Annotated in this window: 16 protein-coding genes, 1 tRNA gene and 1 pseudogene; 4 read left to right on the top strand and 14 right to left on the bottom strand. The window is 33.9% G+C overall.

Translation table 11 applies throughout. From position 1 onward, the window contains the following. Window positions 1-33 precede the first annotated feature (33 nt). The 3 genes from galU to map all read right to left on the bottom strand — a co-directional run bounded on the left by galU (window position 34) and on the right by map (window position 2,753). Window positions 34-933 carry a UTP--glucose-1-phosphate uridylyltransferase GalU gene (gene galU / locus F5ESL0225_RS02140; protein WP_122047763.1) on the bottom strand — a complete coding sequence of 300 codons (900 nt, stop codon included), beginning with the start codon at window positions 931-933 and terminating at the stop codon, window positions 34-36. A 69-nt stretch (window positions 934-1,002) separates the two neighbouring features. Next, window positions 1,003-1,920 (bottom strand): YihY/virulence factor BrkB family protein, encoded by a 918-nt coding sequence (locus F5ESL0225_RS02135; RefSeq protein WP_122047762.1) that lies wholly within the window; start codon window positions 1,918-1,920, stop codon window positions 1,003-1,005. Between the two features lie 5 nt (window positions 1,921-1,925). Further along, window positions 1,926-2,753, bottom strand: a complete 828-nt coding sequence (gene map, locus F5ESL0225_RS02130) for a type I methionyl aminopeptidase (protein ID WP_122021408.1) — start codon at window positions 2,751-2,753, stop codon at window positions 1,926-1,928. A 136-nt stretch (window positions 2,754-2,889) separates the two neighbouring features. Between map and F5ESL0225_RS02125 the strand changes: the two genes are divergently transcribed. Beyond that, on the top strand, window positions 2,890-3,336 hold the full coding sequence (locus tag F5ESL0225_RS02125; protein ID WP_122021407.1) for a flavodoxin: 447 nt from the start codon (window positions 2,890-2,892) through the stop codon (window positions 3,334-3,336). Beyond that, complete coding sequence (locus tag F5ESL0225_RS02120) at window positions 3,329-3,856, top strand: GtrA family protein (RefSeq protein ID WP_090092970.1); 528 nt, start codon at window positions 3,329-3,331, stop codon at window positions 3,854-3,856. Before F5ESL0225_RS02125 ends, F5ESL0225_RS02120 begins: the two co-directional genes overlap by 8 nt. A gap of 34 nt (window positions 3,857-3,890) precedes the next feature. Here F5ESL0225_RS02120 and wecB read toward each other — a convergent pair whose 3' ends face one another. Further along, window positions 3,891-5,033 carry a non-hydrolyzing UDP-N-acetylglucosamine 2-epimerase gene (gene wecB, locus F5ESL0225_RS02115; protein WP_122021406.1) on the bottom strand — a complete coding sequence of 381 codons (1,143 nt, stop codon included), beginning with the start codon at window positions 5,031-5,033 and terminating at the stop codon, window positions 3,891-3,893. A gap of 367 nt (window positions 5,034-5,400) precedes the next feature. Here wecB and F5ESL0225_RS02105 point away from each other — a divergent pair, with 367 nt between their 5' ends. Further along, on the top strand, window positions 5,401-5,637 hold the full coding sequence (locus F5ESL0225_RS02105; protein WP_090092965.1) for a DUF2188 domain-containing protein: 237 nt from the start codon (window positions 5,401-5,403) through the stop codon (window positions 5,635-5,637). A 181-nt stretch (window positions 5,638-5,818) separates the two neighbouring features. On the opposite strand, the gene F5ESL0225_RS02100 is transcribed toward F5ESL0225_RS02105, so the two are convergent. The 9 genes and pseudogenes from F5ESL0225_RS02100 to F5ESL0225_RS02060 all read right to left on the bottom strand — a co-directional run bounded on the left by F5ESL0225_RS02100 (window position 5,819) and on the right by F5ESL0225_RS02060 (window position 15,791). Further along, window positions 5,819-5,891 (bottom strand) — tRNA-Arg (locus F5ESL0225_RS02100). 52 nt (window positions 5,892-5,943) lie between these two features. After that, window positions 5,944-7,272 carry a PTS sugar transporter subunit IIC gene (locus tag F5ESL0225_RS02095; protein ID WP_122021405.1) on the bottom strand — a complete coding sequence of 443 codons (1,329 nt, stop codon included), beginning with the start codon at window positions 7,270-7,272 and terminating at the stop codon, window positions 5,944-5,946. Next, a complete protein-coding gene (locus F5ESL0225_RS02090; RefSeq protein WP_370466391.1) occupies window positions 7,269-8,501 on the bottom strand; it encodes a DEAD/DEAH box helicase in 1,233 nt (410 codons plus the stop codon). The genes F5ESL0225_RS02095 and F5ESL0225_RS02090 overlap by 4 nt, the downstream gene beginning before the upstream one ends. Before the next feature lie 174 nt (window positions 8,502-8,675). Then, window positions 8,676-9,677: an NAD(P)-dependent oxidoreductase gene (locus tag F5ESL0225_RS02085; RefSeq protein ID WP_122024491.1), complete on the bottom strand. Its 1,002-nt coding sequence runs from the start codon at window positions 9,675-9,677 to the stop codon at window positions 8,676-8,678. 48 nt (window positions 9,678-9,725) lie between these two features. Next, window positions 9,726-10,910, bottom strand: a complete 1,185-nt coding sequence (locus F5ESL0225_RS02080; RefSeq protein ID WP_122021402.1) for an amidohydrolase family protein — start codon at window positions 10,908-10,910, stop codon at window positions 9,726-9,728. A gap of 792 nt (window positions 10,911-11,702) precedes the next feature. Continuing rightward, entirely contained in the window at window positions 11,703-12,839 is a 1,137-nt protein-coding gene (locus tag F5ESL0225_RS08300; RefSeq protein ID WP_158592376.1) for a restriction endonuclease subunit S, read from the bottom strand. After that, entirely contained in the window at window positions 12,829-14,361 is a 1,533-nt protein-coding gene (locus tag F5ESL0225_RS02070; RefSeq protein ID WP_122047760.1) for a class I SAM-dependent DNA methyltransferase, read from the bottom strand. Before F5ESL0225_RS02070 ends, F5ESL0225_RS08300 begins: the two co-directional genes overlap by 11 nt. A gap of 414 nt (window positions 14,362-14,775) precedes the next feature. Beyond that, a pseudogene (locus F5ESL0225_RS02065) lies at window positions 14,776-15,225 on the bottom strand (restriction endonuclease); the annotation flags it as partial. Window positions 15,226-15,410: 185 nt separating this feature from the next. After that, a complete protein-coding gene (locus tag F5ESL0225_RS02060) occupies window positions 15,411-15,791 on the bottom strand; it encodes an IS3 family transposase (RefSeq protein WP_122047759.1) in 381 nt (126 codons plus the stop codon). Window positions 15,792-16,442: 651 nt separating this feature from the next. Here F5ESL0225_RS02060 and F5ESL0225_RS02055 point away from each other — a divergent pair. After that, window positions 16,443-19,337 carry a DNA methyltransferase gene (locus tag F5ESL0225_RS02055; RefSeq protein WP_199716440.1) on the top strand — a complete coding sequence of 965 codons (2,895 nt, stop codon included), beginning with the start codon at window positions 16,443-16,445 and terminating at the stop codon, window positions 19,335-19,337. 12 nt (window positions 19,338-19,349) lie between these two features. On the opposite strand, the gene F5ESL0225_RS02050 is transcribed toward F5ESL0225_RS02055, so the two are convergent. Next, window positions 19,350-21,725, bottom strand: coding sequence for a restriction endonuclease (locus F5ESL0225_RS02050; protein ID WP_370466390.1), 2,376 nt, complete (start codon window positions 21,723-21,725; stop codon window positions 19,350-19,352). Window positions 21,726-22,649: the final 924 nt, after the last annotated feature.

Here is a 22,649-nt window from a genome sequence, read left to right as displayed (position 1 = left end):
CACTTAACAGTGGCTTCAATTTAATACGCATTATTACTTACTCTTTTGCTCTTCAGCTTGAAGTTTTTGACCTAAATTAATAATATATTTCCGCAAGGCATCTTTAGTTTCCGCATGATTCAATCCATACTCAACCGAAGTTTCAAGATAACTTTCTTTATTACCAACATCGTGGCGCGTCCCCTTAAAGACATGGGCAAATACGCGTTGCGTCTTATTCATGGTATCAATGGCATCAGTCAATTGGATTTCTCCGCCTTTATCTGGCTTTTGCTTAGCTAAAATTGCAAAAATTTCAGGTGTTAATAAATAGCGTCCAATAATTGCATAATCGCTTGGCGCCTTATCGATAGCCGGTTTTTCTACGAAAGACTTAACGTTAATTAACCCCGGCATAATCTCATTGGCTGGTTCAATTATCCCATATTTAGAAACTTCTTTATGCGGTACCGGCATCACCGCGATGGTCGATGCATGCGTCTCATTGTAACAGTTAATCAATTGCTTTGTTAGTGGAACCTCATCCATCATCAAGTCATCACCAAGCATTACAACGAAGGGTTCATCGCCCACAAAGCTGCGACCTCGAGCTATTGCATCACCTAAGCCAGCAGGATACGGTTGCCGCGTATAATAAATATTGATACCCAAGTGAGTTATCTCTTGTGACATCTTCAATAGCCCCGTTTTGCCCTTTTCTTGTAAATTTTGCTCTAATTCAGGATTAGAATCAAAATGATCTTCAATTGTTCGCTTATTTTTTCCAGTGACAATTAAAATATCTTCAATTCCAGAATTTTTTGCTTCCTCAACAATAAACTGAATTGTAGGTTTATCGACAATTGGTAACATTTCTTTGGGCATTGCTTTGGTAACAGGCATAAACCGCGTACCAAGACCAGCTGCCGGAATAATGGCTTTCCTTACTTTCATACCTTATACACTTTCTTTTACATTCTTTCAATGCTTAATATATCAGATTCAACTATTCGATTCCAGTAATTAATGGTGCCGTTTTTTTTGAATATATTCGGCTAAATGTCCCACAGAATATTGCACTTTGCCATAATTAAGCGATACTATTGCTGCATTCACGCAAGTACCAATTAGAAAAAGAATTGAACAGAGATTTAACCATAACATGAAAATAATAAAAGTACCGATAATACCATAATTTTCCCAGCTAATATGATAATGATGTAAATAATAACTAAAAAGCCAGGATAAACTCAACCAACCTAGCAAAGTTGTAAAAACTCCTGGCCAAATAACTCTTTTTTTAAGCTTAATATTGGGTAAAAAATAATTTAAATAATACAAACTACTAACCATCGTAATAATTACGACTGGATAGCGGAAATTAAATATCTTCTCCAACTCGCCTACTGAAATTGCAAAGATTGGTCGTAAAAACTCTAATATTTGTTGACCAAAAATAAAAGTTAAACTAAGCAAGCTAAAGCTAATAATCATCAAATTAGTTAAAATTATTGTAATTGATCTTGTCCACACTGCAATCGGCCAATTTTGTTGTAACTCAACTTTTCGTACACCATAAATACGATTCATTCCAATTCGAATCGCATTAACCAAGGAAGAAACTGACCACAATGCTAATATAATACCAAAAGAAATGTAACCAGTTGAGTTATTTTTTAAAAGCGAATTAATAATTGGCATAATAAACCCAGCAATTCGATCAGGAAAAATCAGTTTCAAATAGCTAGCGATTGGTGCAGTGTCAATGTGAAGCAACGGCAAGATATTTCCAATAATAATAATTAAAGGAAATATTGAAAACAAAACATAATAGGCCATTGAAATTGCACTAGTTAATACCTCACCTTGCGTAAACTTAAGTGAGATTGTTTTATAATACAAAGCTAGCCGTTGGCTAATTGTTGCAACTTTTTTACCCATCCACCTTAGTCATCCATTTCATCAAAGTGAGGTAAATATTTTTCTAACCCATCATATGGCTTTTGCAGTGTTAAAATTTTAGGACCATCTGCCGTAATTACAAAAGTATGCTCAAATTGAGCCGATTTAGAACCGTCTGGTGTAGCATAAAATACCCAATCATCATTTGGATCATCAACTGTCTTTTGAATAATCCGCCAATCTCCACCAGCTTCTATCATTGGTTCACAGGTAATGGTCATACCCTCGCGAAGGCGCAAACCATGGCCTGCTTTACCCCAATGAGGAACTTCAGGATCTTCATGAATACTAGGCTGAATACCATGACCAACTAATTCTTTCACATCACCATAATTGTGCTCATCTTCTACATAATGCTGAATGGCTGCACCAATATCCCCAATGCGGTTACCTAAAACAGCTTGATCAATTCCTAAATACATTGACTTTTTTGTAACTTCCATCAAGTCACGGTCAGCTTCTGAAACTTCACCAACAGCATAGGTTGTACATGAATCCGTTTCAAAACCATTTAAATTGCACGTTACATCAACTTTAACTAAGTCACCATTTTGTAAAACCGTATCTCGACGCGGAGTTGCATGGGCGATTTGATCATTTACTGAAATACAGGTGCCATACTTATAACCTTCAAAGCCTTGTTCAGATAGGCGACCGCCACGACTGTTTACAAATTCTTGGCAAAATTCTTCAATTGCCCAGGTTGTTATTCCTGGTTGAATTACATCCCGTAAAGACTCAAACATTGACGCTAATAAACGTCCTGACGCCTGCATCCCCTTTAATTCTCGAATGGATTTAATAGTAATCAAAGTTAACTTCTCCTCTATAAAAAATGATATTTATTTATATTATAGCGTTTTTTAAAAGTTTACTAAAGAGTTTCGTTAAGTGTTCAAAATTATGTATAATACTATGATAGAAAATATGTGAAAGGCATGAAAAAATATGAAGGCAAGAATTGTTTATGCCAGTATGACTGGCAATGATGCAGATATAGCCGATATCTTAGAAGAAGAGTTACAAGATTATGGTTTTGATGTGGAAACCAGCGAAGCTGAATTCACTGATGCCAGCGATTATTTAAGCAGTGATTTATGCATATTTGTCACTTATACCTATGGTGAAGGTACAATGACCGATGAAATATCAGATTTTTACGAGCAGTTAAAAGAATTAAACTTAACTGGAAAATATTTTGCTGTAATGGGTAGCGGTGATCTGGTTTATGCTGACCATTTTTGCGAAAATGTTTTTGATTTTGAAAAAATGTTTAAACAAGTAGGAGCTAAGGAAATTACTAAACCAGTTACCATTGAAAACGCACCTGATGATGAAGCAATTTCTAAAATTGAAAATGCGGCAAAAGAAATGGCTGACCAATTAAATGATTAAGGATAAAAAAATAAATACTGACAGATTTAATTCAATTACTGATCCTAAAATTCATCATTTAGCACAAAAAGTAGTTACAAAGCATCGCAATCTTGTGGTTTACATGATTTTTGGATTTATTGCAGCATTAATCAATACCGTGGTTTTTATGATCCTGCATAAATGGTGGCACAGTGCCGTTTTAATTTCTAATACAATTGCGTTTATTATTTCCAACTTAGCTTCGTTTGTGTTTAATCAAAAAGCAGTTTTTATTAATAATGTTGATCAAAAACACTCCACTTGGCAAAAGTTAATTGTCTTTTTTACCTACCGCATTATTAGTCTTATTCCTGATAGCTTAATTATGCTAGTTGGGCTTTCTTGGCTCGGACTAAACGCGCTTTGGGTTAAAATTATTGATCAGGTATTAGTTGGTATTTTTAATTATTTAACCACTCGTTCCGTATTTCAAGCCCAAGAATCAACAATGATTGAGCGAGCTAAAAGAAAAATCAAGTCACATCAAGCAAAAAAATAGTAAAAAAAATAAGTCACAATTGTGACTTATTTTTTTATTCAAAATCGGCTGGTCGTTGCTTTTGACCATCAGCAAAATAATAAGCAATATCTTCCATAATTCGCTCAGAAGCATGACCATCACCATAAGGATTTTGGGCATTAGCCATTTGCAAATAAATATCTTTATTATCAAGTAGTTCACGCATTGCTGAACGAACATCAGCTTGTTGCGTACCAACTAATTTCAATGTACCAGCTTTAACCCCCTCAGGACGCTCAGTGGTGTCTCTTAAAACTAATACGGGCTTATTCAGTGCTGGCGCTTCTTCTTGTACACCGCCTGAATCCGTCATAATAAAATAACTTCTTTTAGCTAAATTATGAAAATCGACGACATCCAAAGGAGCAATTAAGTGTATCCGAGAATCATTACCCAGAATTTCATAAGCAACTTCTTGAACTTTAGGTGAAAGATGAACTGGATAAATAATTTCTACATCATCATGTTCAGCAACAATCTGTTTCATTGCTTTGAAGACTCGTCTCATTGGTTGGCCTTGATTTTCACGCCGATGCATTGTTACCAAAATAATCCGATTACCTGGTTGAATTAAGTCCAGCACATCATGATGGTAGTTTGATTGAACTGTCTGTTCAAGTGCATCGATTGCTGTATTACCGGTAACAAAAATTCGCTCTAGTTGGTGATTTTCTTGTAGTAAGTTGGCCTTACTTGTTTTAGTTGGCGCAAAATATAAGTCGGCTAAATCATCTGTCATTTGGCGGTTCATTTCTTCAGGAAACGGCGAATACTTATTCCAAGTTCTAAGACCAGCTTCTACATGACCAATTGGACACTGCTCATAAAAGCTAGCAAGACTAGCCGCAAAACTAGTTGTAGTATCGCCATGTACTAAAACAAGGTCTGGTTCTTCTTTTTTAATCACATTAGCAAGATCAAGCATTACTTTTGCAGTGATTTCTTCTAATGATTGATTCTTTTTCATGATATTAAAATCATAGTCCGGCTGAATATTAAAAATGGTAAGTACCTGATCAAGCATTTCTCGATGTTGTGCACTAACTACAGTGATTTCATCAAAGCGATCATCGGCTTGTAATTTCAGCACTAGCGGTGCCATTTTAATTGCTTCCGGTCTTGTGCCGAAAACCATCATTACTTTTATTTTAGTCATAAAAACCTCCGTTTTAATAGTAATAACTTAACTGCCAAAAAACAAGTTTTTATGTTTTAATTACTATAATCGTTTTAATTATGAGGAAACCGATGAACTATAACTTTACTTTACTACTTTTCACCAGTATTTTAATCATTGTCTCTAGCTTTAGTCTTGTTTTTAGCTTTGATCGGCAAAAAAATAGCTACCAACGAAAAAAGCTATTTTTAATTGCTACAATAGGATTTATAATAGCCGCTATTTTAATGGTAATTATTTTAGAGTCACCTCTGGCTACAATTTATCCAACGCAAAAATGATAACGCTTTCTAAAATATGCTGTATAATTAATAGTGTCTAAATAAATAGAAAAGAGGTAAACACAATGAGTGAAGAAAAAAATGGTAAAAATGTTTGGGTTACTACCCATGGCGAGCAATGGGCCGTTAAAGTTGAAGGCGCTGAACGAGCTCGTAAAGTCTTTGATCGCAAAGAAGATGCGTTAGCCTTTGGCAAACAATTAGCGCAAAAAAATAAGGGCGAGTTAATTAGTCAAAAGAAAAATGGTCAAATTAATCTTAAAAATTCATATGGCAATGATAGTCCCAAAGACAAAGGCTAAAATTTATCTTTTATAAATTAGCTACAAAAAAGGCTTCAACTAAAAGTTGAAGCCTTTTTTTGAACTAATATATAAGCTTTGTCATAAAAATAAAATCATTAAACAGCTTAATTAATTAAAATACTGGCTAACATCATCAGCTAAAAACACTGATATATCAAGCTTTATAGTCCTAAATTAATGACCCCGGTGAGATTCGAACTCACCTCTACGGTTTAGGAGACCATTGTTCTATCCAGATGAACTACAGGGTCATGCATAGTTAACTTTACCAAATTTGAATGATAAAAGCCAACTTTTTTTACATTAATATTGTCTAATATAATATGAACGCGACGTACTAGCTTCAGCAATTTTATCAGCCGCAATTACAAATGGTGTCCAGATGGCCAGAGCAATTACCATATTAATAAGACATAGGATAATTGCACGCCAATCATAATTACACGCCAAGAATGGTCCAATAATTGGTGGCATAATACTTGGTACTGCCACTTGAACAGGATTAACTAGACCTAAGGCACTCACCCAATATGAAAATGCCACATTCACCAATGGCGCAACTATAAATGGAATAAAGTAAATGGGATTAAGTACAACCGGTAAGCCGAGAACAATGGGTTCATTAATATTAAAAATGCCTGGTGCTAAAGCCACTTTGGCAATAGTGCGATAGTCACTCCGTTTAGAAAAGAGCAAAATAGATACAATTAACATAAGGGTGCCACCAGTTCCGCCAAACCAAGCAAAAGCATCAAAAGAACCACGCACCCAAAGAAAGGGTACATCATGTCCTGTTCTAACCGCTGTTACATTAACATTCTGAGCCGTTAACCAGATTGAGTCTAAAATTGGTGCCCAAACGCTTAGTCCATTAATACCGAAAAAGCCAAAGATTTGCACTAATAAAGTAACTAGCATTACCATACCAAATCCTTGTCCCATCTTAACTAAGGGTACTTGCAAAGTGGCTAATAGCCAGTTGCCAAAATAGGTACCAGTAATTGTTTGAAAGACAAAGTTAATCAACCCAACACTAAAAATTGCAATAATAGCAGGAATTAAAGAGTCAAATGCTTTTTGTTCAGCATAGGGCAAAGTAGTTGATAAATGTAAAGTTAGCCGTGCCTTACAACAAAGCGCAAAAATTGAAACCCCAATTGTGCCAAATAAAATTGCAGTAAAGATACCCGTCGTTGAAAATTGTGAAATGTTAAATGCTTGATGGATTGATACAACCTTACCATTAACACTAAGTTTGGTTAAATTAGCAATACTCATGGCCAAAGACGATAAAGAAACAATAGCACCAGCAATGGGATCAACCTCGATGCTTTTAGCCAAATGAAAACCTAAAGACATTGCCAAAAACATCGCAAATAAGGCAAAAGTACCACGCCATACCACATTACTGATTAAGGTAAGCGGCTGCATTACCCAGGCAAAAGTTGTCCAACCTAAGTCATCTCTTGCTACCATAATTAAACTTCTGATTAACACAGCAAGCGATCCGGCTATCGTGATCGGCATTATTGAGATAAATGCATCCCTTAAGGCAACTAACCAATGGGCTTGTCCTAACTTGTTAGCCAAGGGCAAAATATAATCTTCTAACCAAGCTACTAATCGACTCATTTTTGGTCCTTCTTTTTTAAATAATGTGGATGATAACCCTTATTTTTACAATGTCGCTTTTTATTGCTTTTTCGCCTTTTATTAGCAGTCTCAGTAACTTCCTTCTCTTCAGTGCTTGCTTTTTTAATAGGTAATTTTTGAGATAAACGATTTTTGCCAAAATAAACACGCTCAAATTCAACAGAATTAACAAGTAAATTTTTTAAGTCACGAAAATCATGATCATCCCCTAAAGTGACAACATATCCATTAGCCCCCATCCTGCCTGTACGTCCAGCTCGGTGCAAATATGTATTAGCTTCACTAGGAATATCAAAATTAATAACATAAGTAACTCCCGTTAAGTCCAAGCCACGTGCTGCTAAATCAGTTGCCAATAATAATTTTAGGTGGCCTACTTTAAAATTGTGTAGGGCTTCTGCTCTTTTTTGTTTACTGAATTCATTTGCCAAAAGATCAAATTTAGTTTTAGTATGGGCTAAAATCCCCGCAAATCGCATCATTGTTTGATTAGAGTCAAAAAACAAAATTCCCTTAAAATTATTAAGCCTTACTAAACGCTGAATAAAATCTAGTTTGTGCATATTATCAACTTGCAAAAAATAGTTTTTTACCGTTGTTTTCTGGTCTGGACGAACATCAATTAAAACAAAGTTGCGTGCAAACAGCTCGTCAGCTTGACGCGTAATTTCTGATTCTGTTGCGCCAAATAATAAAATCTGGGCATCAGAACGTAAGTTTTGTCCTAGAGAACTAAGTAATTCCATTTTACTAAATTCCAAAATATCATCAGCTTCATCTATTACCAAGGTGCTAATCTGATTGACTTTAATACGACCACTTGAAAAAAAATCAAAAAATCGCCCAGGAGTAGCCACAATTACTTCTGGGTGCTTTTTCTTTAAATTATCTTCCTGGCGTTTACGATTTCCAGCGCCGACCAAACTAATTCCCTTTAAGTTCAACTCATCAAGAAATGGATTAATTGCATGCCGAATTTGTACAGCTAATTCAGTTGTCGGAGCAAAAATTACTAGACTATTTGCTTCACCTACTTTAACTTTTTCTAAACTAGGTATTGCATAAGCTAAAGTTTTGCCCGTTCCGGTCTTAGCTAATGCAATACAACTTTCACCACTTAAAATTGCCTCTCTTGTTTTTGTTTGAATTAACGTTGGTTGATTAAAGCCTAATCTAGCCAAGGTTGATTGAATTTCTGTTTTCATTATTATTTTAACTTGTCCATATTCTATGTCTACTTAACAAAAAAGTTATTGTTTACAGGTTATAAATGTCTTGTTCTCATCCTACTAGTCTATCATATCAATATTTTTTGTATAATTTCCAGAAATAAATTCGCTAATAACTAAAAATGACTGTTTTAAAACAGTCATTAATTAAGTTTATTCTTCTACCAAATAAATCGGTTTTTGTCCGTTCAATACCCGCTTGACGTCAGTCATACTTTGTTCAATCATATTTTTAACCGAAGTTTTAGTATAATATGCGGAATGAGGAGTAAAAACAACATTAGGCATTTTTGCTAGTTCTTGGTAGTCCGCAGGTAATTCGGCAATATTAGTAAATTTTTTCATTACGATATTTTCTTCACCAGTCATCACATCAAGCGAAGCACCTGCAATTTCTCTATTTTTTAATGCTGTAATTAAAGCTTGAGTATCAATTAGAGGCCCTCTAGCTGCATTTATAATATAGGCTGTACTTTTCATTTGCTTAAATTCAGCAGCCCCAATCATATTATCCATCCCGGGTTCAAATGGTGTGTGCAAGGTTAAAATATCAGCTTCTTTAATGACGGTTTCAAAGTCAGTGTAATCAAGAAAAGCTTCATTAGCAGGATTTTCCACAATATCATAGGCGATTACTTTAGCGCCTAAGGCATGAAACAATTCAGCAACTGCCCCACCAATTCGACCAACACCAATAATGCCAATAGTTTGATTATAAATTTCATCACTAATCAAATCTTCACTACGCACAAAATTTAAATCTTTGTATTCATTTTTAAAAATTGGACCCCATTTTCTCAACAGATACATAGCAGAAGTAAGGGTATTTTCAGCTACTGCTCGAGGAGAATAAGCTGGCGTATTAGTAATAATTAGATTATACTTATGTGCAAATTCCCAATTAATAATATTATAGCCAACTGACCGCAAGGCAATTTGCTTAATACCATAAGAAGCAAGTTTACGATAAACCGCTTCTTCATTAATATCAAAAATTTGTAAGACACTAACCACGTCAAACCCTTTTGCAAGTTCAACAGTTTCAGCATCAAGTTTTTTAACTGTAGTTTGCAATTCATCCTCAATATGGTTTTGATTCCATTTATCTACATATACCTGCTGTTCAGGCGTCATATTGTATAATAAAGCCTTCATTATTCGTTCTCCTTATAGTCATAGAAGCTTCTTTTTACCTTTTTAATATTAATAAGCTTTTTTACCTTTCTTATAAACAGCTTTATCAACTTGGGTAACAGCTGTAATTTCAGCAAGAGGATTTTTCTTTAAAACCAAGAAATCGGCAAATTTACCGGCTACTAATGAACCATATTCATCATCAATTTTCATTAACTTAGCAGAATTTCGACTAGTTTGTAAAGCTTCAAAATTGGTAAAGCCTTGTTCAACTAACAAAGGTAGCTCTTGCGGCGTCATCTTAAAATCATTAAATGGCGTTCCAGCATCCGTTCCCAATGTTATTGGTACACCAGCATTTTTAGCGTGGGTAATATTTTGCCGTAAATCTTTCCAAGCCGAGGCAATTTTCGCCATTTCCCATTCTGGAATTTTACCGGGAGCATATGCAATAAATGCCCAAGCACCAACAATTGTTGGTGTTAAATATGTACCCTTTTTAAGCATCAGTTCTATTTCTTCATCGTTAACATAAAAACCATGCTCAATACTATCAACACCTGCTCTTATGGCATTCATAATTCCAGGATTACCCTCAGCGTGAGCAGCAACGGTAAACCCTTTGTGATGTGCTTCTTCAACAGCAGCATGAATTTCACTTTCACTAAGCTGGGGGTCATCCATAAAGTCATTTTCAGTCATTACCCCACCAGTTGCCATTACTTTAATTGTTCTAGCACCTTTTTTAATGCCTTGACGAACAGCCTTACGCATTTCATCAGGAGAATCAACCAAGTGACCAAAATTAGGCATGTCGCCGTGGCCACCAGTCATTGAATATGGACGGCCCGAAGGTAAAATTTCTGGTACATTAATCAATTCTCCCCTCTTTATTAAGTTATTAAGGGCAATATCGATATCATACGTACTGCCACATTCACGAATATAGGTTACACCTGACTTTAATAGCTCATGCAAATGCTTAACTGCTCTAACAGTTGCTTCAACAACATTTGCTGAACTATCACCATCTGGTGTCCGGGGATCCATAATGATATGAGTATGGCAGTTAATCAAACCTGGAATTACATATTGACCAGTCAAATCAACCATCTGATCAGCTTTGGGTGGTGTATTAGACCCTACTTTAATAATTTTACCTGTATCATCATCAACTAATAAATAACTATTGGGTTTTACTTCTTCATCTTCACCATTAAACAAATTAAAATTAAAAAAAACTGTTTGCGTCATCTTAAAAACTCCCTTTATAAAAAAGCACTTATCCCAATACAAGGACAAGTGCTTCATGTTACCACTTTTAAATTTATCTATTACTTCCGTAATAAAGCCCGGTTAATTATCTAACAATTGATTGCACTGCACCACTATAAATTAGTAAATACCAACTAAGATAATTAGTTAACACTAATACAAGTAGCACCAGTATTTAAAACTTCTACTAACACTTTCATTACTAATTTATCAGGTAATTGCCTTTTTAAATCATATTTAATTAACTTTTAATTTAGCATCCTATACATATCTTGTCAATAAAAATTGGGGCAAGCTTTAAATTTACTTATAATAGAATCCCAACTACATCCAGGTATTTAACAGAAAATTCCGCTGGCAAAGTAATTACACCTCCAAATGCAACTACTAATATACAACTTAATTATCCGTTCATACGATCGATGAACTTAGATTAGTGGTACTATCCGCAGTAGCAAATTTAATAAACAATTGTAATGAAATTGGCCTAAAATCTATCCCTTTTCTAGTCAATTTTTATCAAATATAAGAGTAGCTTATAAAAATGACTCATACTCAATAGTTTAATAAATCATCATTGTTGACAATCGTCTTAGTTCAGCTTGAGACAAACATTTACAAATATTAGTAATGTTTATCCAAGTAAGAATATAATTATTAATTTTAGCGCTAGCTAGCGGATACAAAAACTATATTAAACTATAAATTAAGAAAAAAATACTAAACCGGATTTCATAAAAAAAACTTAATAAATTTATTTAAATACCTCTTCTACCGTACTTCTCTATGATTATCGAAAAACTGACTGAATAAGACTTGCTTTATTTCAGCCAGTTCCATATTTTCAGTTTCATTTGCTCTAATTTTTGTAAATAAAGGTTGAATAATTTGATCAAATTTTACCAATTCATCTTTGGCTGGTATCTTAACGGTTAATGAATTGAGATTTTTTTGCGATATTTTTTGTTGCACTGCACCAGTGATAATCGTTGATACCTTTTTTTGCCTAAAGAATAAATATAACCATTCCGTCGAAACATGTTTACCTTGAAGAACATGAACATGATTATTAGGCCAAAATTTCCCAAAAACATATTGTAAGACTGGATAACCATCCTTGTCTTCTACTGACCCATCTTCACCTAATAGTAAATAAATGCCATCAAAATTATATTTATCAATATAATCATTGACAGCTGCTGCACCAATATAGCGATATTTACCTTGTATTGCTAGACGCTTCCGATTAGCAATTGGTCGCCTGAATTTATCAAAATTAGCTATATATGAGCCAATCTTTTCGTTACCAGAGTTCACATTGGGGAAATACTTTTTAAAAATAGTTTCTGCTAGAGCAAGTAAGTTTTCATTTATTTGTACATTAAGTGCGATTTTTTTATCAATTTGCAAAAATATATTAGCAATCCGTTCCTGTTCTTCTAATGGAGGAACTGGAACTAATAAACGCTTAAAAGCAGTTTTATTAAACTTGGGCTGTGCACTACCAGAAACAATTGTTTTCATTAATTCCTGGCCGCTGGGACTAGATAGGAAGTAATAATAGTAATCATTATTATACTTGGTATCGATTACAATTGCATTCGGTCCCAAAGACATCGGCTTATCAAGTTGCGGAGCTTTAAAGGTGGTACCTAAATGAGTACCAACATTAGAAATAATAATTTCTCCGCCATAAAGTTTCGTTTTCTTTAAAAATTGATAACCAGCTTTATTTATATACTGAAATGGTCCTTTAAAATTATTTCTATAATCAGTGAGCCTGATCAAAACTGCATAGCCCTGCGATTCATCTGTATAAATAACATTTTCTTTTAAAGATTTAAAACTACCATTTGCCACATAATCAGTTATTTTTGTGCATATTTCACCAATAGATCTATATTTCATAACCCAGACCTTTCAGCACTTGTCGAACATCATTTTGCAACTTATCACTTTTAGCAAATTGTTCTTTAAGGTCACTAGTGAGTTTAGCCATTCGTGCTTCATATGACTCACCGACTTTGGCTTGCTTGGCTATTCCTACATAACGACTTGGAATTAAAACATAATCATTCTGCGCAATTTCAGATAATTTGACTGCCTTACAAAAACCAGCAATATCTTTATATTGCTCGTTGATAGTTCCACGATAAGCATGATAGGTCATCGCTAGCTTATTGATATCTTCCTTAGAGAAGCGACGATGCTTACGGTCAACCATTTCGCCTAGATTACGTGCATCAATAAATAAAGTTTCATTCTTACGATTGCGCTCATCGCTCGATTGCTTATCCATATCTACAAACCAAAGCGATACAGCAATGCTAGTTGAATAAAACATCTTATCAGGCAAAGCTACAATTGCATCAATTTTATCGTCCTCAAGTAAAGCTTTACGAATTTCATACTCTTCTTTAGTTGAAGTTGACAATGCTCCATTAGCTAAGACAAAGCCCGCTTTCCCGTCCGGAGCAAGTTTACTAATTATATGCTCAATCCAAGCATAATTGGCATTACCAATTGGGGGCATTCCATATTTCCACCGTGGATCATCTATCAGCTTTTCACCATTCCAATTTTTCACATTAAACGGCGGATTAGCTAAAACAAAGTCAAACTTTTCATTTTTATGAAAGTCATTGGTAAAGGTATCCCCTTGGTGTGGACCAAGATTATTATCAATTCCTCGAATGGCTAGATTCATCTTAGCTAATTTCCAAGTAGTAGGATTGGATTCTTCGCCATAAACTGATAAATCAGAAATATCTCCTTGATGCTCTACAACAAATTTATCAGATTGCACAAACATTCCACCTGATCCACAACAAGGATCATAAATCTTGCCTTTGAATGGCTCAATCAGTTCCACTAAGGTGCGTACAATTGAACGAGGAGTATAAAATTCTCCGCCCTTTTTTCCTTCTTGAGCGGCAAATTTAATTAAAAAATATTCATAGACACGCCCCAACACATCAGAGCGCATCGCTCTGGCACAGCCTAAACTAATGTCAGAAATCAATTCGACAACCTCACCTAAGCGACTTTTATCTAAATCCGGTGAGGCATACTCCTTACTCAAAATACCTCGAAGTGAGGTATTATTTTTTTCGATTTCGCGCATAGCTCGATCAATTACTTTACCAAGTTGCGGTGTATTAGCTGCTTTTTGAATTACATCCCAACGTGCTTGCTTTGGTACCCAAAAAACATTTGCAACTTTATATTCTGTTGAATCCTCAGCCTTTTCTGGATAATCAGACTTCAAAAGTTCTTGATGTTTAGTTTCAAATGAATCTGAAATATATTTTAGAAAAATCAATCCTAAAACTACATTGCGATATTCAGATGAATCCATGCTGCCACGCAAAGCATCTGCAGTTTGCCATAATTTGTTTTCAATACCTAATTCGCTTATCTTTTTTACCATTAATCTGTTTCCTTTAGTTCTTGTAGTTAATTTGAAGCCTCTTTAAAATAATGCTTAAATAAAAAAGTATTTCTAATCGTTACTTAGCCATAAGAAATAAATATTCAACTGGTTAATTTTATTTTAGTCACTTGTCTACCTAATCTTGCCATTGAAACAAAATGCTCTTAATTATCATATTTTCAGTTAAATCGCTAGCTAGCTACCTCATCTCCTATGGATTTATATCTTTTAATTTCTATATTTTATCATAGAAGTGGCTCGACCTTTTTACTTATTAAATTTATTAACCATACCAAAAAACTTGCTGTCTCCAGTAATGGAACAACAAGTTTTTTTAAAAAGTTAATAAAGATTATCATAACCAAATTAAATCACTTATCTTCTTATTAACCGTTTAACCGTGCAAACGTACTAGTTCTGATCAGTATAAAAACTTTTTAAACGATAAGTCGTTACTGGTTCAACATAATAATGATATTGGGCAACCAAATTACAAATTTCGTCCCCATTAATCAAAGTAATCATTCTCGTACCCTGCCTTGCGGCTTTCACTGCACCCCGGGTAAAATCTGCTGTTGTAATAAAAATACCAAATTCCGCGTTATACTTATCCATTACTCCGCGAAATTTATCAATCTCTGGTGCTGGAACATTTCCTTGCCAGCGTTTAGCTTGCAGGGCAACTCGAGTAGTTCGGTAATCATCTGAACGCACATAACCAAAGCCATCTAAACCGCCATCAGCAACATAACTAACGCCAATTGTATCATCGACATCAATACCCATTTTAGTCAAGAGACCTCGACAAAAGAGTTCAAATTTTGATGGATTCATTTGTATCAAAGCCAAAAGCAAGTCTTGCCGCCACTGGTCCTCGACTACCTCCCTATCAGTTGAAAACTTAGTTGACACAATCTCAGCTAAGTTTTTGGTCTTTAAATCTTTTGAACTATTATCTTCCAAAAATGATCTTCGGTTCATTTAGCTCATTAAAAGTCATACATAGCCAGTAAGCAAATCTATAGCACTTAGCTGCTATACGTCTTTTAGTTCATTAAGATTTTTAAATTTCTTTTCAACCCCATAAAACGTTTCCCGCTTGAGTAAGCTAAAAAACCTTCTATTAACCCGTTATCAAGGGAATTGCCTTTGCGTGACATTGATTTATTAATGACATGGCTTTTCAGCCATGCTCGAAACTGAGCATTTTGGTATTGCCATCCTTGATTGGTGTTCAAGATTATACCATTCAAGGCAGAATATTTGCTCAAGTGTTTACTGACTATGCCAAACAGTTTCAGCTTGTTCATTAAGCACTGCACCTTTTTGTAATTGACTAATAGACCGCGATGTCTTAATTCCCGGGTAATGCGGCGATAGACATAGCAGTGCTTATGTTCTTTGTAAATAACCTTAATTTTTGCCATTATCCGCTAGTTGTCCCAATCTTTATCCTTCTTCTTTAAAGTAACTGCAATATAGGTAGGGCCTCTGCGAATTGGCATTGATAGTATCAAGAATGAAAGTTATGTCGACTTTAAGTTCACGTCTTAGTTGGGTAACTTGCCAGGGCTATTTCCGTGGTTTGCGGTTCTTAGTTCGCTGATTGACTAAGACACTTAATTTTTTTACAAATTGGTTCTCGATTTTTAGCTTTAAGTTCTGCTGGCATAAGCGCCCGTTTGCTTGCTTGATTAGCGGTTCTCTTTTGGTCATGGGACGGTCCGTACTCTTCGATGATTAATGACATTATAACTATTTTTGCGATATTCGCGTAGCTAATTGTGCAACATACCGTAACTTTTTAAGCCGAAATCTAGTACTACTTATCATAGAAGGGCTCTTGCTCAACTATGCTCGATTTGAGGGTCAGCGGTTCCTTAAAGTCTTTACTATAAAATAGTGTAAGGCTAATCCAAAATACACAGGCAGTGACGTTCAATCAATGCCCGCAAGTAATCAATATGTCTTTTTTTAAATTATTAAAAAAGCGATGCGATTAAATATTAACAAAAAATCTATTTGAACTTGAGTAAAAGTATCAAAACTGCTATAATCCGATACATAGGAGGAATGTCATGGAATTAATTAAAATACTGAATTATCAGGGAAATAAAGCTTCACTGATGCCTTTTATCAGTGATAACATTCATAAATACATTTCTCCTGGGGAAAAAATATGTGATATATTTGCTGGTTCTGGAAGTGTTGGTGCCTATCTTAAAGATGAATATTCTATAATAGCGAATGATGTTGAACTCTATTCATCTATCATCTCTTCCTCTTTACTAAATACCCCTTCAACCGGTTCGCTAGTTAGAGCTAAAGAAATCTTTTTCAAAGGCTATAAAGTAAACTTTCGAATGTTACTTTCACCAGTCGAAGTAGCCGTTGCGAAGGAAAGAGAATTTCTTGCATCCGATTCTACAACTGATCTAATTTCTTTATACAAACTTTTTCCAACAATATGGAATGGATTAAACAAGCTGATTAATTATAAACAGCTCAGTAATGATAATCAATACAATTTGTTTTTATATTACTACTCAGGTACTTATTTTGGAATTGAACAATCAATTCAGATTGATTCTATTATAAAAACCATTCATGAAGTTGGTAGCGGTGAAACACAAAATGTTTTATTCAGTTGCCTATTCTACGCCATGAACGAAACTGTGTTTTCAAAAGACGGTCACATGGCACAGCCTTTAAGTATTGAAAAAAATAGTTCTCGACACCTTAAGCAGCGAAAGAAAAATGTTTTTACGTACTTTGAAACTAAACTTAATGAGTTTATTAAAAAAAGCCCTAAGACAGAAACCATTGAAAAAAGCAAAGTATTTAATCAGGATATATCAGTTCTCTTAAAAGATGAAGAATTTAACCAACAATACGTTAAGTTAATCTATGCAGACCCACCATATACTGATATGCAATATTCTAGGTATTATCATTTATTAAATGTTGCTGCAAAATATAATTACCCAAAGCCAACTATTTCAAGAGGTAATTTTACCAAGGGGCTTTACACTGAAGGTCGGAATCAATCCGACCTAAGTAAAAAGAGCGCTGCAAAAGGACGTTTAGAAGAGCTTTTTAACTACTGTCATCAAAATAGTATAGTGCTTGCTTTAAGTTATGCTTATCCAAAGGATGAAGCAAGACAAAAGACTGACAGATACACTGTTTCGATCGAAGAACTAGTGAACATAGCTAAACGAGTGTTCGGTAACAAAAGGGTTCAAATTGAGCATAAAGATTATAGACATGCTAATAACAGAAATAGTTCCACAAAAGAAGTATTTGAATATTTGATACTTTGCGGGCAAGAAGTTCATAAATCACATTATGACTTGATTGAATTAAAGAAGGAAATTAAGGAACTGATTCCGACATCTAAGAATCCAGTGTACAACACACATTTATATTGGTCTCAAAAATCTTTTAATGTAATTGACTCGTTAATAACTCATCTATCGTCTGAAAAAGATATAGTTTTTGATCCATTTATGGGTTCTGGCGTGACAGTTCTTGAAGCAGTCCAAAAAAGTATGAATCGAATTGGAATTGGCAGTGATGTAAATGGAATGTCGAAATTCATTACAAGTAATATTCTAAAAGATATTCCTCATTCAAATTTAAATCGCCTATTCTCAAATTTTGAGAATAAATTAATTGACTTGTTGCACTATTATGAAACTGAATGTGACAATTGCAATGATGCTGGAATCATTTCAAAAGTGGTATTTGACAAGCCGAAAAGAACCGTCAATAGCTTCGTAATCAAGGCTATTTCTTACACCTGTCCTAATTGTGGAAAACGTGTTAAAGAGCCAAGCAAAGATGACTACACAAAATTCAGCACAGTTAAAAATGATAAATTTATTCAAAACGTGCACCTTATGCAGAATAGTAAAATTGCCGTTGGTGCTTCTGATAGAATTAGTGATATTTTTACTCCACGTAATTTCTCAATTTTAAATGAAATAGTAGAATATATACAAAATATCAATAATATTGAAGAGAGAAATGTTTTAAATTATTTACTAATGTCTATACTGCATCTTACAAAAATAACTGATACTCATTCTAATTCACAATGGCCACTATGGATTCCAAAAATCAATTGTGTTGAAAAAAACATCATAGATTTATTGCATCGCCGCATGAAAAATCTAGTTAAAGCCCAAAATTATATTAGGCAACACTATGAAAATAGTAGGTTAGTTTCAAATTATTCTGAACTTAAGGCAGGCAATGCCATGGTATTAACCAAAGGTAGTCAATACATTACAAATGATGAAATTCCTGACAACTCAGTTTCTTTGATAATCACTGATCCACCATATATGGATCAAGTGCTTTATTCAGAGTACATGCAGTTATACAAACCCTTTATAGGTGTTAGTTTTAACTTAAAAGACGAAATTATTGTCTCTTCTGCTCCTGAAAGGAACAAAGATAAAAATGAATACTTCACTTTATTATATGATGTCTTTGAAATGTGCAAACGAAAATTGAAAGAAAACAACATCATGTGCTTATTCTTTCATGATAGCAATCTTGACGTGTGGGTAAAATTAATGCAAATTCTTGAGAGCAATGGATTTAGATTCATCTCCCAGGAACACATTAAAAAATCAAAAACAGTAAAGAACATTCTTAGCCCTAAAAAATCGTTAAGTGGTGATGCTGTTCTTTTCTTCGAAAATACTCGTCACAAGTTACCAAAGACAACTACTTCTACTACTGTAGAAGATATTAAAGATTCAGTTGTTAAGGAAGCTAGAAAGCTTCTTGAAAAGCATGGTGATTTAAGCACTCCTGAACTATATGACTTAGGTATTATGGAAATGCTGATTGAAAATGGCTGGCTAGAACAGTTATCTAAAAAATACAAATCTTTAGTTGAACTTTTTGAAGAACACTTCATTTGGAAAAAAGCTTCAGCAAAATGGCATCTTCAATCTTAGAAGGTACCATTTTTATTTTATATTAGAGTTATAGTACTTGCCTGGGAAGTATTGATTTAATTTAAGCAGTAACTCTTTGCCATCAACTAATTCCACATTTTGAAGTTGAGCTATTTTCTTGGCATCTTTAGAATAATCGGAGGTAGTATAACAAGCAATCTTGTTAGCGCCAAGACGTTCACGCTCTGAAACTAAACGTTGAATTGGTGTTGCATCTACATTGCTTACCCAACGTTTACATTGGATAAGCCAAGTTTCACTTGTGTTACCGTTAAACCATTTGGCCACAATATCCACCCCCATATCGCCACTACCACCCTTGCGATGAACATCAGCGTAATTTTCATGTTCCAACAAAGATTTACACAAGCCTTCAAAAGCGTATGGATCCATAGTGGCCACATCAACTGCATCAACATTAAAGTCTTTTGGCAACTGTTTTCTAATGTAGTATTTACCATCCGGACTCTTATCTGTTTTATCAGCTACTAGCCTATCAATTTCTCTAATATTGTCATCATCATTCAACAAATCATATAAGGTTTGGTTATTGCCATCAGACAGTTCGTCAATTAATTCAACATATAAATCTTCAAGAACAAATTTTTCCTTTTGCTTCAGCAATTTACCAACGTAAAAAGGTACTAATTCGTAAAGTTTTTTGAACAGCGTGTCTTCATCTTCTTGATCCAAGTAAAGCCTTGTCTTATCTAATTGAATATCTTGTCCATCCACATAGAAATTATTTTTAATCACTTCAACTATTAACTGTTGAATTTTCTCATCAAAGTGTACACCTTTTTTGGCAAGTTCTTTTTTTGCATTTGTTACTGCTGCAGTCATGGTATGCGGGGCATCCTTAACTTTCTTCAGTGCATGGTATACACTATCAACTAGTTTGCTTTCATAGTTTTCATCACCAATATATAAATAACGCTTATCCTCTGACAGCTTCTCGAATCCAATAACTACTTCATTGATAAGGGTATTTTTGTATGCAGACTGTTTTCGCAATGTAGGGTCACTCTTTTCCACACCCACCCTAAATGTATATTCAAAGCCGTTCTTTCGTGCGTAATCAACAACACGAGCAAAAACGTTAAAATATTTCATTTTGCCTAATTTTGTAAAAATAACAACTGGAGAACCAACTTCTAAATGTTCAGAAAAGGTTTTGAACATCTTATCAATATCATGATAATAATGGTCTAAATCTTTTTCTTTTCTTTCAACCGCATTGGTTACTACTATTTCGTTGTCAAGCATTTTATCAGTTAACTTGAAATAACCCTTATCATCATCAAAATGATTCAACCAAATTCTAAACATCTGGTTTCTTTCCAAATAAGGTACCTGGTCAGTATACGGAAAATCCGTTACAATTGCATCAAACATCAAGTTTTTATGATTCCTCAAATACTCATAATAATCGTCATTAACAACTTTATATTTGTCCCCATCATCAAAACTATCTGTTAAAACATTTTTGTATTTCGTTTGAAACTTGACAAACTTGTTATAACGTGACTCGAATAAAAACCAAACATTCATATCTTGTGCTTTCTCATGAACAACGTGATATAAAATATCAGTGGAACTTCCATACATCGCAATTCTCGCAAGACTAAGTGATGCTACTAACACCTGTTGCAAGAATTTTTTTTCTTTTGATGTAGGTAATTTTGAAATCTCATTCTGAATCATTAACAATGCTACCTTGTTTCGATGTGAAAAAATCTCGCCGTACTTATCGGCACCAGTTGATTTAGTGATATTAATGCGACTATTTTCAAAATAGGTATCATCGGGGAATTCACTTGCGTCCATTTTATCAACTTCTTGGATTTTGTCCCAATCCATTTCATCAAATTTCTTTGAATTATTACCTTTAGAGGATTTTTTCATCAAAATAACATTACGACCTTTTTTAATTTCTCGATTAGTCTTCGGATTAAAATAACCATCCTTTCCATTTTCACGATCAAATAAAACCTTTTTAATATAGTTTTTTTCACCGTCACATTCTGTCTCATAAAGGTACATAACATTATCTTTGATAGCGTCTTGTATTTTTTGAAAATATTTCTTCAATTTCTCAGAATCAACCTCTTCAAATAATGTTTTGTCAACAGAATATGTGTAGTTATCTAATTCAATACCTAGAAACTTACGGTTAGCTTTCTGAGAAGCAAGTATACTCATACCGCTACCCAAAAAAGGATCTAAAATATAAGAATTCTCATCAGTCAAAGCTAAGATCACTTTTGTCAAAATTTCAGGTGCTTTACGACCTTTGAAGGTATACGTTTCTTTTATCATTCGTGGAACCAAGTTTTTTGTATCAGTCAACGCATTGTTAACTTTACTTGTAATACTTTGTGTTTCAATTTTCTTTTTTATTTGTTTTTCCTGCTTTCTAATAACTGGTATATTTGTAAATTCAAATTTTTTGTCAGCCCCTATAAAGCTTTTAAATTTACTGTTTTATTTTTCCATTTGTATAATATAAAAGGACCAGTAACTTAAACTATAAGAGTTTTTCTCAATCCAAAATTTGCAGATGTCTTTTTCTCGCTTAAACCGCAAAATTGATGAAGTAATACTTATCTCGATATCTTGAACTAAGAGCTCTGAGACTTCTACATTTAAACTATAAGCTATTGCATCAAGTTATTCTAACTTGGGAGAACTTCTTCCCGAGGACCAGTTGAGAAGAAGTTCTTCAGAAATTTCCAATTTTTTTGCTAATTTTAGAAAGGAATCTATAGCATAGTATTTTCTAAAATTGTCTAGAAGAATATCTATTGTTCTCATTTTGTCCTCCTATCTTTTTATAAAACAAGAATATCATAAAAAATTATATTTCACGACAAATAATGTTAATTACCATTTTGGGCATTTTACATCATTTGATTTCACATAAAGTTTTATACGAATATTATGATCTCATATAAAAAAGGATCATAATGTTCGATATTTAATTTATTGAGCCTAGAACCCCAAAATAATAATTTTATTATCCTTCATTCCTAACAAGTTATCAAAAAATAGCAATCAACTTCTTTGATTAATTTTGATTAATATAGTAAACAATCACTGATTAATTCTCCTCAACTCAGAGTTCAATAATTATTCTGTGCATATGCAAGAAAGTCCGACCATAATTGTAATCGTAGTCATAAATTATTTTGCATTAATTCATTTTCATAATATAGTAAGCAATATTATAAGCATAAATAAATATAGTAATTTCGTTAATTACAATTTTGTCTAATTCAGCAAATGTTGTTTTTTATTTTCGCATCAAAAATA

Source organism: Lactobacillus sp. ESL0225, assembly GCF_003692905.1.
Classification (GTDB): Bacteria; Bacillota; Bacilli; order Lactobacillales; family Lactobacillaceae; genus Lactobacillus; species Lactobacillus bombicola.
The sequence above is the reverse complement of the archived record's forward strand: the minus strand, read 5'-3'. Positions and strand labels throughout refer to the sequence as shown.

Coding starts and splice junctions, on each gene's coding strand:
- F5ESL0225_RS02125 (WP_122021407.1), top strand. CDS start 2,890: ATGAAGGCAAGAATTGTTTATGCCAGTATGACTGGCAATGATGCAGAT.
- F5ESL0225_RS02095 (WP_122021405.1), bottom strand. CDS start 7,272: ATGAGTCGATTAGTAGCTTGGTTAGAAGATTATATTTTGCCCTTGGCT.
- wecB (WP_122021406.1), bottom strand. CDS start 5,033: ATGACTAAAATAAAAGTAATGATGGTTTTCGGCACAAGACCGGAAGCA.
- F5ESL0225_RS02085 (WP_122024491.1), bottom strand. CDS start 9,677: ATGAAGGCTTTATTATACAATATGACGCCTGAACAGCAGGTATATGTA.
- galU (WP_122047763.1), bottom strand. CDS start 933: ATGAAAGTAAGGAAAGCCATTATTCCGGCAGCTGGTCTTGGTACGCGG.
- F5ESL0225_RS02055 (WP_199716440.1), top strand. CDS start 16,443: ATGGAATTAATTAAAATACTGAATTATCAGGGAAATAAAGCTTCACTG.
- F5ESL0225_RS02105 (WP_090092965.1), top strand. CDS start 5,401: ATGAGTGAAGAAAAAAATGGTAAAAATGTTTGGGTTACTACCCATGGC.
- F5ESL0225_RS02135 (WP_122047762.1), bottom strand. CDS start 1,920: ATGGGTAAAAAAGTTGCAACAATTAGCCAACGGCTAGCTTTGTATTAT.
- F5ESL0225_RS02080 (WP_122021402.1), bottom strand. CDS start 10,910: ATGACGCAAACAGTTTTTTTTAATTTTAATTTGTTTAATGGTGAAGAT.
- F5ESL0225_RS02070 (WP_122047760.1), bottom strand. CDS start 14,361: ATGGTAAAAAAGATAAGCGAATTAGGTATTGAAAACAAATTATGGCAA.
- F5ESL0225_RS08300 (WP_158592376.1), bottom strand. CDS start 12,839: ATGAAATATAGATCTATTGGTGAAATATGCACAAAAATAACTGATTAT.
- F5ESL0225_RS02060 (WP_122047759.1), bottom strand. CDS start 15,791: ATGGCAAAAATTAAGGTTATTTACAAAGAACATAAGCACTGCTATGTC.
- F5ESL0225_RS02120 (WP_090092970.1), top strand. CDS start 3,329: ATGATTAAGGATAAAAAAATAAATACTGACAGATTTAATTCAATTACT.